We start from the raw sequence: 12970 nt of genomic DNA on the forward strand, positions 1-12970 counted from the left end.
TTTGCAGTGTTCAGTTTTCAGGAAGAGAGGACGGGCCCGATTCCCAAGCGCTAGCGATTCTGTCAATCCTTTAGGCGTTCGTGCCACTTCACGGTGACGGAGTTGTGAGGTTGGTTCGTGGCTCGTTCAAAAACCGCCCGCCATGCGCAAGCTTCATTGCCTGATTCCCTTCCTTTGTTCCCTCCAAGCGGTGTGTGCCGCCACGGTCACCTGGGACGACGCCAATGCAAACAACGCGTGGAACACCACGGACGCCAATTGGACCGGCGGTGCCACCTTCGCCAATGGCGATGCGGCGGTGTTTTCCGGCAGCGGCGAGTCCGTTGCCGTGGTGGCCGGTGGGGTGACCCCGGCTTCCACCAGCATCAGCGGCGGGGCTTACACGTTCACCGGCGGGTCGATCGGCGGCTCGCTGACGAAGGCGGGCAGCGGGTTGCTCACGCTGAGCGCTGCGAATGCCTTCAGCGCCACCGCGCTCAATGGCGGCAGCATTTCCCTCGGGGCCAGCGGCACGCTGGGCAGCGGGGCGTTGACGGTGGGCAGCGGCTCGGTGTCCTCCGCATCGGCCCCCGCCAGCGGGGCTTCGGCGTACTTCCTCTACTTCTCCGGCTCCGCCAGCAAGACCTTCGCGAATGACGTCGTGCTGCCGAACGATGCCACCAGCGCGTATCGGAAAATCGTCAACGCCGGATCGTCCGGCAGCGTTTACACCCTGTCGGGGACGATCAGCGGCGGTGGCACGGGTACGGTGTTGTATCTCGACAACACCACCTCCAGCGACACCGCGCGGATCTTCCGCCTCAGTGGCACGAACACCTTCACCGGCAAGGTGCAGGTGAACCGCGGCAGCCTGCAGATCGATTCGGATGCCGCGTTGGGGGCCTCTGGAAATACGCTGGTGTTTGATGCGAACTCGGGCTCGAAACTGATCTTCACCAACCCGACGGCTTACACCCGCGGTACCACGTTCACGACCTCCACCGTCTTTGATACCGGAGCGAACGCCGTGACTGCCAGCGGAGTGCTTGGAGGTGGCAATGCCTTCACCAAGTCCGGCACCGGCACGCTCACGCTTTCCGCGGCGAACACCTACAGCGGCGCCACCACCGTCAGCGCGGGCACGCTCGCGGTCACCGGCTCACTTTCCAGCTCGTCCTCCGCGGTCACCGTCCAGGCCAGCGGTACGCTCGCGGGCACCGGCGCGGTGAACCGCCCGGTGACGCTCAATGGCGCGCTCGCTCCCGGCGTGGCGGGTGTCGGCACGCTGACCACTGGCGCGCTCACGCTGGCTCCGGGATCAGCTTATGATCTCCAGCTCGCGAACTGGGGTGGCAGCGCGGGCAGCGGCTACGACACCGTGACGTCCGGGGCGCTTTCTCTAACAGCGACCTCCGCCTCGAAGTTCACCGTGCGGGTGAATGCCACCGGCATGACCGGCTTCGCCGAAACCGCGAAGACTTTCACCTTGGTTGCCGCCAGTGGCGCGCCGACCGGCCTCGCCGCCGACAACGTCACCGTGACCACTACCGGCTTCAGCGGCACCGGCACGTGGGCGGTCCAGGCATCGGGCAACAACCTGGTGCTCGTTTACACGCCCGCGGCTCCGCCGCTGAATCTCTACGGGGGCAAGCACGTGCTGGTGATCGGCATCGATGGCTGCCGCGCCGATGCGCTCAAGCAGCAGGTGGACACGGGGAACGCGCCGAACATGGCGGCCCTCGTGGCCAATGGCACCGTGACCTGGAACGCGCACGCGGGCGGGGAACTCGGCGGGCCCACCCAGCAGCCGACGATTTCCGGCCCGGGCTGGACGAGCATCCTCACCGGCACCTATACGAACCTCCACCACGTGGTCGACAACTCGTCGCCACCCTACGACCAGCCCGCCACCACCGGTTCCTACATGGTGAGCCAGGCCCCGCATTTCGCCCGCCATCTGGTCGAAACCAAGCCCGGCACCTACGTGAGCTCGATCGCGAGCTGGAACTGGATCGAGGACTACACCGTGGCCGCGCAGCCGAGCTACTTCGGCTATCACGCGAAGGGCAGCGGCTCCAGCTACGCGCTGCGTGACAGCGATGTGGCGGCGAAGGCGGTGGCGAACCTCGCGTCCGCGAATCCGGACGTGATGTTCCTCCACTTCGACCAATGCGATGGCGCGGGCCACTCGCTTGGATTCTCCACCAGTGTTCCCGAATACCTGGCCGCGATCACGAACGTGGACACGCTCGTCGGCAATGTGATGAATGCCGTGGCCGCACGGCCGAACTATGCATCCGAGCAGTGGATGGTCATCATCACCGCGGACCACGGCGGGCAATCGGCGGGTGAGCGGACGATCGCGTTTGTCGTCTCCGGCGGCGGGGTGCCGGTGGGCGTGAGCGCCGCCAGCCCGGGGCATGGCGCGGTGCCTGCCACGCTGATGCGTTATCTCGGGCTCAGCATTCCGGCGGCGTGGAATCTCGCGGAGGATGGCTTCGTCACCGGTCCGGCGTTCACCGCCGTCCGCAGCGGTGGCTCCGCCCAGCTCGCTTGGTCGATGCCGGCGGCGGGCGTTCCCGGCCTGACCGGTTTTGAATTGCGCCGGAATGGAACGCCCATCGGCACCTTCACGCTGGCGCAGACATCCGCCACCGATCTCACGCCGGACCCGGGCACCAATGCCTACGAGCTCGTGCTGCTCGGCACCGCGGAGGCGAACCTGAAGCAGAGCGTTTTCGTGCCCGGGCCGAACCAACGGATCTGGGATGATGCGAACGCCAACAACAATTGGAACACCTCCGATGCGAATTGGATGGATGGCGCGATCTTCGCCACCGGTAACGAAACCTTCTTCACCGGTGCCACTGGCGAAACCGTGGCGGTGGACGTGGGTGGCGTGACGCCCTCGACGGTCACGATCTCCGGCGCGGGCTCCTACACCTTCAGCGGCGGATCGATTCTCGGCGGCAGCCTGGCCAAGACCGGCGCGGGCACGCTCACGCTCTCCAGCGCGAACGGCTTTTCCTCGGCCTCGCTTTCCGCAGGGCCGGACAGCCAGGGCGCGGGGGCGGTGAACGTGGGAGCGTTCGGCGCGCTCGGCAGCGGCACGATCACCCTCTCGAACACGTCGAGCATGACGGCGTTCTACTTCGCGCCCTCGTTGGGCAGCGGCAACTTCGCGAATAACCTGGTGCTTTCATCGCCGCCTTCCGCGGTGACCACCCGCTTGCTCACCGATGAGACGAACGTCACGGTCTCGCTCTCGGGCATCCTCACCGGCGGCAACTCGAACCAGGAGCTGCTCATCGACAACGATTCGTCCTCCAACGATGTCGGCAAGGTCCGGCTCGGCAACGCGGCGAACACCTTCACGGTCTCACGCGTCCGCATCAATCGCGGCGGCCTAGTGTTGACCTCGGATGGCTCGCTCGGCAATGCCGCCAACGGCCTGGCGCTCGATGTCTCCAGCAATCTCGCCAATTCCGGTCTGGTGCTGGAAGGCACGGTGTCACTCGGCGCGGGCCATGCGGTGAATGTGCTCTCCCAGACGGTAATCGATACCCAGGCCACCGCCGATACGCTCAAGGGTGCCATCACCTACGGCGCTCAGGTCGTGAAACGCGGCAGCGCGGCTCTGCGTTTGGAAGGCGCGGGCACCGACACCGGTGGCATCAGTTTGGTGGAGGGCAGCCTTACGCCGGTGGTGGCGAGTGCCTTCGGCACCGGCGCACTGACGGTGGCGACGACCGCCTCGGCGGGCTTCCTTGATGCGACTTCGTTGCCCGCGGTTTCCACGCTGGCGAATCCGATCGTCCTGCCCGCCGACTCCGCCGGAGTACTGCGCACGGTGTTGATGGCGTCCGGCGCGGGCAAGCAGCTCGAGCTTTCCGGTGTGATCTCCGGTGGTGGCGCGAACACCACGCTCTACCTGAATACCTCGACCACCGGTGACATCGCCGCGGTGTTCCTCCTGAGTGGCGCGAACACCTTCACCGGCAAGACCCAGCTTAACCGCGGCAGCGTCTCGATCACCTCGAATGCCTCCTTCGGTGCCGCCGCCAACAGCGTGGTGATCGACGCCAACACGGGCTCGAAGCTCTCGTTCCTCGCGCCGATGACCTTCACCCACCCGGTGACGCTCAGCACCGCGACGACCTTCGACACCGGTGCGAACGCGGTGGACATCACCGCCGCGCTCGCGGGCACCGCCGCCCTCACCAAGAGCGGCACTGGCGCGATGACGCTCTCCACGGCCAATACCCACACCGGCGACGTCACGGTTGCCGCGGGCAAGCTGCAGGTGATCGGCTCGCTGGCCGCGGCTTCCAATGTCGTCGCGGTTTCCTCCGGCGCGACCCTCGGTGGCACGGGCACGATCAACCGCCCGGTTTCGATTTCCGGCACGGTGGCTCCGGGTGTGACGACGGGCACCCTGACGATCGGCAATACGCTCACCCTCGGCGTCGGTTCCGCCATCGCGTTTGATCTCGCCGATTGGAACGGTGCCGCGGGCACGGGCTACGACACGATCGCGGCCAATGCGGTGAACGTCACGGCCACCAGCGGCTCGAAACTCACCGTGAACGTGAATGCCGCGGGCTTGGTGAACTTCACCGAAGGCACGAAGAGCTTCGTGATCGCCTCGGGCAACAGCGCGCCGACCGGTCTGGTGGCGGGGAATTGGTCGGTGGCGGTCAGCGGCTTCTCCGGCAGCGGGGTTTGGTCGCTGCAAACCTCCGGGAACAACCTGCTGCTTGTTTATGGACCTGCGGCCACGGGCTATATCGGCTGGGTTTCCTCGAAACTCACCGGCGGCCAGGACAGCGCGTTCAATGCCGATCCGGATCAGGACGGCGTTTCCAATGGCATCGAGTTCGTGCTCGGCACGGAGCCGGGCATCGCCTCCGCCGGACTGCCGACGGTGCAGGAAAATGGGAGCAATCTCGTGTTCACTTTCCGCCGCACCACCCAGTCGATTTCCATGAACCCGCATGTCGAGACCAGCGAGTCGCTTGCGGGCGGCACTTGGACGGAGGTCACGGATGGCATCGCGGTCCAGCCCGATGGCGTGGATGCGGAGATCGTCACCGTGACCATTCCGAAGAACGGCCGCACGAAACTGTTCGCCCGTCTTGCGGTCACCCAGTGACCCGGCGGCTCAGGTGCTCCGCCAGGTGCCGGGAGTCACGCCTTTGACGCGCTTGAAGAAACGGCAGAACTCATCGCTGCCGTTGAAGCCGCAGTCGGAGGCGATCTTCTGAAGCGTGGCGTTGGTGCGCTTGAGCAGCTCGCAGGCGTGCTCGGCGCGGATGCGGTCGATCTCTTCCTTCGGCGTGCGACCGAGGGCCTCGCGGAAACGCACGCGCAGGGCCTCGCGGGAGGCTCCCACGCGGCGGCCCAGTTCCTCCGCGGTCAGCGGTTCCTTCGGGTCGGATTTTCGGATCAGGTTGAGGGCCGCGCTGACGATCGGGTCGGGCAGTTCGACATGGCCGGTGGACTCCCGCACCACCACGCCGAGCGAGGGAATCTTGATCCGCGTGTCGGAAGGAAACGATTCGCCGCACATCATGCGGTGCAGCAGCTCGGAGGCGGCTTGCCCGATCGCGCGGCCGGGGAAGCGCAGGCTGCTGATCGGCGGGCGGGTGGCGTGGCAGTAGACGATGTCATCGGACACGCCGAGCACCGGGATGTCCTGTGGCACGCGCAGGCCGCACTGGCGGGCGGCGCGGATCGCGCAGACCGCGGTGATGTCATCCTTGGCGAAGAGCCCGCAAGGTGGTTGCAGGCGGCCGATCTGGCGCTTGCCCATTTCCTCGATCTGGCGCGCGCGCAGGTTCTTGGGAAACGTGCTGGAGGGGATCGAGAGGATCTCCACCTCGTGACCTTCCTCCGCGAGCCGCTGGCGGAAGCCCTCGAGGCGTTCATCGGAGTAGACACGGTTGGGATCGTGCCAGAACGCGAAGCGTTTCAGGCCCAGCGTGAGCAGGTGGTCCGCGGCCATCCGTCCGCAGCGCTGGTTGTCCATCGTCACCCGCGGAAAGACGGGGCCTTTCGACGGCTCCTCCGAGCTCAGGTTCACCACGCGGATGCCGCGCGCGCTCCAGGCCTCCGCCTCCTCCTGGGTGTAGCGGAAAACGAGCAGCCCATCGCCATCCCAGTGCTTGTCGAGCTTCACCGGCTCGATGTCGCCGCCGCTCGGTTGCTCGAACTCCAGCTCGAACTGCACGCCCGAGCGGATGAAGTCGAGGATGCCGCCGTAGATGCGGTTGCCGAATCCCTGCGCCCAATCGGTCAGGCGCACGCCGACCCGGAAGGACGTTTTCGCAACGGATTCCTTGGGCTTTGCGGGCATATCCAAGCTCTCTTCCTGGCCTGCATTAATGTCAATGAAATTGGCGGATGGGCTGAGCGCGGCGGCGTGTCGGCTTCGTCAAAGTCGACAGTCAATTTGCCAATCATGTTGGGGTTTCTGTCGTGGACAGGAATTACCGCCGCGCCGACTATGACAAGCGTCCGTTTATCCACGTCATTTGCATTCGATCATGTCCTTTGTTGCCAACAACCGGTCTTACAATCCGCCGTCCCGTCCCATCGCTGTTCTCTGCATCGACGGCTGCGCCGATGAATACATCTCCGTCTCCATCGCGGCGGGCAAGATGCCCCGCACCGAAGCGATGGTGAAGCGAGGTTACCGCGGCATGGTTCGCGGCGCGCTGCCGTCCTTCACCAACGTCAACAACTCGGCGATCGTCACCGGCATGCCACCCGCCGTGACCGGTATCTGCGGCAACTTCTTCCTCAATCCCGAGACCGGCGAGGAAGTCATGATGAACGGACCGGAGTTCCGCCGCTGTGGCACGCTTCTCACCGCCGCCGCCGATGCGGGTCGTAAGGTCGCCTTCATCACCGCGAAGGAGAAACTCCGCACCGTGCTGGGCGATGGCATCGTCGAGCGCGGCGGGATCGTGTTCTCCTCGGAGAAGGTCAATGAGGCGAAGATGGAAACCCACGGCGTGGACAACGCCGAGTCGATCATCGGCAAGCCGCGCCCGGAGATCTATTCCGGCGATGCCTCGGTCTACGTGCTGGAGGCCGGTGCCGCGCTCGTCGAGCAGGGCAAGGCGGACTTCCTCTACCTGTCGCTGACCGACTACATGCAGCACAAGTACGCGCCGGAGGCTCCGGAGAGCCTGGAGTTCCACCGCCGCCTCGATGAGCAGATCGGCCGCCTGCTGGACGCCGGATGCATCGTCGCCGCCACTGCCGACCACGGAATGAACGCGAAGAACAAGGCCGATGGTTCGCCGAACGTGATCTACGTCGAAACGCTGTTGAAGGAGCATTTCGGCAACGGCCTGCGGGTGATCTGTCCGATCACCGATCCGTACGTGGTGCACCATGGCGCGCTCGGCTCGCTGGTGATGGTCCACCTGGATGATGTCTCGAAGGCCGATGAGATCGCTGATTTCCTGATCCGCCAGACCGGCATCACCGAGGTATACAACCGGGAGATGTCCGCGCTGAAGCTGGAGCTCGCGCCGGACCGCATCGGTGACCTCACCGTGCTCTGCGGCCGCGACTACGTGGTCGGCAAGACCCCCGGGCACCACGACCTCGGCGTGCTGAACGGCGGGCTGCGCTCCCACGGCGGCCGTTACGAGGAGATGGTCCCGCTGCTCCTCTCCGAACCGCTCAACGCGGAATACACCCGCAAGGCGCAGGGCGACCCGCGCAATTTCGACGTCTTCGATTTCGCCTGCAACGCGAGCAACTGATTTGTCATGAGCACCACCACTCTTGAAAAGGCTCCCGCCGTGAACGGCGCCGCCGCTTTCGCCCCGGTCCACATGCCCGCCTACATCGCCGGCCGCGCGGTGGAAACGGGACGCACGCTGGAGGTTCGCTATCCCTACGATGGCACGCTGACCGGCACCGCCACCTTGATCGGACGCGAGCACCTCGACGAGGCGATCCAGGCCGCGCTGGAGGGCGGCAAGAAGCCGCTGTCCCGCTTCGAGTGTTCGACCATCCTCCGCAAGGCCGCCGCGCTGCTGGCCGAGCGCCGCGAGGAATTCGCCCGCCTCATCACCCGCGAGACCGGCCTGTGCATGAAGGAGTCCCGCTACGAGACCGGTCGTAGCTCGGACGTTCTGGAATTCGCCGCCATGGAGGCCCTCCGCGATGACGGCCAGGTGTTCTCCTGCGACATCAGCCCGATGGGCAAGCCGCGGAAGATCTTCACCACCCGCTATCCGGTGAACGTGATCGCCGCGATCACGCCCTTCAACCACCCGCTCAACCAGGTGGCGCACAAGCTTGCCCCGGCCATCGCCGCGGGTGCTCCCACCATTCTCAAACCCTCCGAGCGCACGCCGCTCACCGCGCTGAAGTTCGCCGCCCTGCTCTATGAAGCCGGTCTCCCGGGCTGGATGCTCTCGATGTTCCTCGGCACCCTCGATGAAGTCATCAATCCGATGATCGAGGACGAGCGCACCGAGGTGGTGACCTTCACCGGCTCCGTGGAAATCGGCAAGGCGATCTCCAGGCGCGCCGGTTACAAGAAGCTCTGCCTCGAACTCGGCGGCAATTCGCCGCTGATCGTGCTGGAGGATGCCGACCTCGACCTCGCCGCGAAGCTCGCTTGCGAGGGATCGTTCCGGAATTCCGGCCAGCGCTGCACCGCGGTGAAGCGCATCCTCGTTCAGGAAAGCATTCTCGAAGCCTTCACGGAGAAGTTCGTGGCGCTCGCGAAGACCTACAAGTCCGGCGATCCGGAGGCCGAGGATACCGTCGTGGGCACCGTGATCACCGAGGACTCCGCGAAGTTGCTGGAGCGCCGCGTGCACGACGCCGTGAAGATGGGCGCGAAGGTGCTGCTCGGTGGCAACCGCCAGGGGGCGCTGCTGGAGCCGACCGTGATCGCCAACGTCCCCCGCGATGCCGAGATGGTGTTCGAGGAAAGCTTCGGTCCGCTCGGCCCGATCGTCGCCATCAAGGACCTCGACGACGCGATCACCTACTACAACTCCGGCCGCTTCGGCCTGAGCAGCGCGATCGTCACCAACAACCTGGAGGCCGCCATGCGCGCCTCGAAGGAGCTCAAGACCGGCACCACCAATGTCAATGAGGTGCCGGGATACCGTCTCGAACACACCCCCTTCGGCGGCGTCCGCGATTCCGGCCTCGGAATCAAGGAAGGCGTCGTGGAGGCCATGAAGTTCTTCACCCACGTGAAGACCTTCAGCCTGCCGTGGTGAGTGTTCATTTCAAATTTCAGATCTCAAATTTCAAATCGCCCTCCTCATGAACCTCGATCTCGAAAATCCGTACATCCTCCTCACCCCGGGCCCGCTCTCGACCTCGCCCACCGTCCGTGCCGCCATGCTGCGCGACTGGTGCACGTGGGATGACGACTACAACCTCGGCGTGGTCACCCCGATCCGCGAGGGCCTCGTGAAGCTGGCCACCGCGACCAAGCCGGAGGACTACACCGTCGTCCTGATGCAGGGCAGCGGCACCTTCTCGGTCGAGGCCATGATCGGCTCCGCCGTTCCGGCCGATGGCCGCCTGCTGGTGCTGGCGAACGGAGAATACGGCAACCGCCTCGGCCGCATCGCGAAGGTGCTCGGCATCGACACCGTCGTCCACGATTCCGGCGAACTCGCGCCGCCGGACATCGACAAACTCGACGCCGCGCTCGCCGCGGACCAGGCCATCACCCACGTGGTTTGCGTTCACAACGAAACGACCACCGGCATGCTCAATCCGTTGGAGGACATCGCGGGCATCGTGAAGAGCCACGGCCGCGTGTTCCTCGTCGATTCGATGAGCGCCTTCGGCGGCATCCCGCTCGATGTCGCGGAACTCGGCATCGACTTCCTCGTGTCGTCCGCGAACAAGTGCATCCAGGGCGTGCCCGGGTTCGGCTTCGTGATCGCGAAAAAGACCGAGCTCGAAAAGTGCAAGGGCAACGCCCGCTCGGTGTCGCTCGATCTCTACGATCAGTGGCAGGGCATGGAGAAGGGCCATGGCAAGTGGCGCTACACCAGCCCGACGCACGTCGTCCGCGCGTTCCACCAGGCGATGCAGGAGCTGGTGGAGGAAGGCGGCGTCGCTGCCCGCTTCGCCCGCTACTCGGAGAACCAGCGTCGGCTCGTCACGGGCATGGAGCAGCTCGGCTTCAAGTGCGTGCTGCCGCATGAACTCCACAGCCCGATCATCACCGGCTTCTACAATCCGGAGGAACCGGAGTACGAGTTCATGAAGTTCTACGAGCTTCTCAAGGAGAAGGGATTCGTCATCTACCCGGGCAAGGTCACCGGCATCAACTCGTTCCGCATCGGCACCATCGGCCATGTCTTCCCGGACGACATCACCCGCCTCATCACCGCCATCGAGGCATCGATGTACTGGGTGAAGGAAGCGGCGGCGGTTTGACACTATTTCGCCTTTGTTTTCTCCGCCGATGCCCGTCCAAACCCTCCACGGCAACACCCCGGTCCGCGCGACTTTCGAAGTCCCCCATAACGATCTCCCGAAATCCGCGCGCGTGGTGATCGTGGGGGGCGGCATCGCCGGCACCGCCGCGGCCTACCATTTCGCCCGCGCGGGATGGCAGGACGTCCATCTGCTCGAACAATCGAAACTCGCCTCCGGCACCACTTGGCATTCGGCCGGGCAGGTCGGTCAACTCCGCGCCAGCTCCGCACAGACGAAGGTGAACAAGGCCTCGGCCGAGTTGTTCGCGCGGCTGAAGGAAGAAACCGGCCACGATCCCGGCTGGCTCCAGTGCGGCGGTCTCCAGCTCGCATCGTGTCAGGAACGGTTGCTCCAGCTTCAGCGGAATGCCGCCATGGCCGAGGTCTTCGGCGTCGAAGCACGGGTGATCTCCGCGGAGGAATGCCGCTCGTTCTACCCGATGCTCCACACCGCCGACCTCACTGGCGGCGTCTATCTCCCCGGCGATGGCCGCGTGCTGCCCGGTGAATGCACCGTGGCGCTCGCCACCGGTGCGATGCAGGGCGGCGTGAAGATTCACGAGGGCGTTCGCATCACCGGGCTGATTCATTCCACCGACCGCCGCGGCATCAAGCGCATCAGCGGCGTCACCACCGACCAAGGCGATATCACCGCCGAGTGGGTGGTGCTGGCGGGGAACATGTGGATGCGCCAGATCGGTCTCGCCGCGGGCATCGACATCCTTGTCTATCCCTGCGAGCACCACTACGTCATCACCCGTCCGATCGAGGGCGTGACGCGGAATTCACCGTGTACCCGCGATCCGAATGCTGGCCTCTACTTCCGCGCGCTCGACGATGGCGGGATGAAGCTCGGTGCCTTCAAGAAGCGTTCGAAACCGTGGCAGATCGGCGACGCCGTGCCGTATCCCTTCGCCTTCGATCTGCTGGAGCCGGATTGGGAAGACTTCGAGGAACCGCTCGCCGCGCACTTCCACCGCCTGCGCGGAATCACCCGCGACGACATCGTGAAATTCGTCAACGGCCCCGAGGCATTCACGCCGGACAACAACTTCATCATGGGCCAGCCCCACGCCACCGAGGGTCTGTTCGTGCTCGGCGGCTGGAACTCGGCGGGCATCGCTTGCTCCGGCGGTGCGGCGAAGTATGCGGTCGAGTGGATCGAAAACGGCGGCATGACGCTCGACCTCGCCTCGGTGGACATCCGGCGGTTCCTGCCGTTCCAGAACGGCCGCAAGTATCTCCAGGAACGCGTCAGCGAGGTGCTCGGCCTGCACTACCAGATGGCGTGGCCGAACCGGCAGATGGAAACCTCGCGTGGCATCCGCGCCTCCGGACTCTACGACAAGCACGTCACCGCCAATGCCTTGTTCGGCGAAACCGCCGGTTGGGAGCGCCCCCTGGCGTACGCGCCGCAGGGTGTGAAGCCGGAGATGGGTTACTCCTTCCTGCGCCAGAACTGGCAGCCATGGGCCGCGGAGGAGGTGACAGCTTGCCGCACCGGCGTCGCGCTGTTGGATCAATCGACCTTCGCGAAATTCGAAGTCACCGGACCCGGGGCGCGGCCATTGCTTCAGTACCTGTGTGGCGGCAATGTCGACGTCGCCATCGGCAAGACCGTCTACACCGGACTCTTCAACGGGAAGGGGACTTTCGAAAGCGATCTCACCGTTATTCGCACTGGAGACGAATCCTTCTACCTCGTCACCGCCACCGCGCAGCAGAGCCGCGATGCGGATTGGCTGCTGCGCCATTTTCCGGGGGATGGCTCGGTTGCGTTACGGGACATCACCGAGGAGGTGAACGTGGTTTCCGTGATGGGCCCGAAGGCGTTCGAGGTGCTCGGTGCTCTCACCGACCTGTCATTCGCCGAGGCCGATTTCCCGTTCGGCACTTCCCGCGAAATGGAGCTGAATGGCATCCCGCTACGCGCGGTGCGGATCAGTTACGTCGGTGAGCCCGGCTTGGAACTCCATGTCGCGAAGGAATCCGCGGGCGCGCTGTGGGACCTGCTCCTCGACGCCGGAAAGCCGCACCGCATCCGACCGGCAGGAACCCAGGCGATCAACACGATGCGGATCGAAAAGGCGTTTCGCGCCTATGGTCACGAACTCTCGCCCGCCGAAACCCCGCTGGAAGCCGGACTTGGTTTCGCGATTGATTGGTCGAAGGCCTTCCTCGGCAAGGAAGCGTTGTCGAAACAGAAGACGGAGGGAGTTCGCCAGCGCCTCGTCTGCCTGGTCCTTGACGAGTCCGAACCGAACCTCTGGGGCGGTGAACCGATCTTCTGGGACGGCGAGCCCGCGGGCTACACCACCAGCGCCGCGTGGAGCCCGACCATCGGCCGCAGCATCGCGCTCGGCTATGTGAAACGCCCGGACAAGCGCGTGCTATCTCCCTCGGCCATCAAGGAAGGCACGTTCGAGATCGGCCTCTTCGACAAGCGCCACCCCGCCCGCGTCGTGACCCGGGCGGTGTGAAAAGTAGCGCCAAGCTTGGCTTGGCGTGCT

The 12970-nt window shown here is 65.2% G+C and carries 6 protein-coding genes; 5 read left to right on the forward strand and 1 reads right to left on the reverse strand.

The annotated features are described in order from the left end of the window. Positions 1 to 142: 142 nt before the first annotated feature. A complete protein-coding gene (locus tag llg_RS07495) occupies positions 143 to 5131 on the forward strand; it encodes an autotransporter-associated beta strand repeat-containing protein (RefSeq protein WP_338289107.1) in 4989 nt (1662 codons plus the stop codon). 9 nt (positions 5132 to 5140) lie between these two features. Here llg_RS07495 and llg_RS07500 read toward each other — a convergent pair whose 3' ends face one another. Then, positions 5141 to 6334, reverse strand: coding sequence for a XylR family transcriptional regulator (locus llg_RS07500; protein ID WP_338289108.1), 1194 nt, complete (start codon positions 6332 to 6334; stop codon positions 5141 to 5143). A gap of 190 nt (positions 6335 to 6524) precedes the next feature. On the opposite strand from llg_RS07500, the gene phnA reads away from it, so the two are divergent. Genes phnA through llg_RS07520 form a run of 4 tightly spaced genes read left to right on the forward strand, consistent with a single transcriptional unit; the run spans position 6525 to position 12940 of the window. After that, a complete protein-coding gene (gene phnA, locus llg_RS07505) occupies positions 6525 to 7757 on the forward strand; it encodes a phosphonoacetate hydrolase (protein WP_338289109.1) in 1233 nt (410 codons plus the stop codon). A gap of 6 nt (positions 7758 to 7763) precedes the next feature. Further along, positions 7764 to 9239, forward strand: coding sequence for an aldehyde dehydrogenase family protein (locus llg_RS07510; RefSeq protein ID WP_338289111.1), 1476 nt, complete (start codon positions 7764 to 7766; stop codon positions 9237 to 9239). A gap of 46 nt (positions 9240 to 9285) precedes the next feature. Continuing rightward, positions 9286 to 10419, forward strand: a complete 1134-nt coding sequence (gene phnW, locus llg_RS07515) for a 2-aminoethylphosphonate--pyruvate transaminase (RefSeq protein WP_338289112.1) — start codon at positions 9286 to 9288, stop codon at positions 10417 to 10419. A gap of 28 nt (positions 10420 to 10447) precedes the next feature. Then, the gene (locus tag llg_RS07520) at positions 10448 to 12940 is read left to right on the forward strand and encodes an FAD-dependent oxidoreductase (RefSeq protein WP_338289113.1); all 2493 of its coding nucleotides are present in this window, start codon (positions 10448 to 10450) and stop codon (positions 12938 to 12940) included. The last annotated feature ends 30 nt before the right edge of the window (positions 12941 to 12970 follow it).

The organism is Luteolibacter sp. LG18, from assembly GCF_036322585.1.
Taxonomy (GTDB): Bacteria; Verrucomicrobiota; Verrucomicrobiia; order Verrucomicrobiales; family Akkermansiaceae; genus Luteolibacter.

Bases quoted from the DNA above. Each gene is read 5' to 3' on its own strand.
- llg_RS07510 (WP_338289111.1), top strand. From the start codon at position 7,764: ATGAGCACCACCACTCTTGAAAAGGCTCCCGCCGTGAACGGCGCCGCC.
- llg_RS07500 (WP_338289108.1), bottom strand. From the start codon at position 6,334: ATGCCCGCAAAGCCCAAGGAATCCGTTGCGAAAACGTCCTTCCGGGTC.
- llg_RS07495 (WP_338289107.1), top strand. From the start codon at position 143: ATGCGCAAGCTTCATTGCCTGATTCCCTTCCTTTGTTCCCTCCAAGCG.
- phnA (WP_338289109.1), top strand. From the start codon at position 6,525: ATGTCCTTTGTTGCCAACAACCGGTCTTACAATCCGCCGTCCCGTCCC.
- llg_RS07520 (WP_338289113.1), top strand. From the start codon at position 10,448: ATGCCCGTCCAAACCCTCCACGGCAACACCCCGGTCCGCGCGACTTTC.
- phnW (WP_338289112.1), top strand. From the start codon at position 9,286: ATGAACCTCGATCTCGAAAATCCGTACATCCTCCTCACCCCGGGCCCG.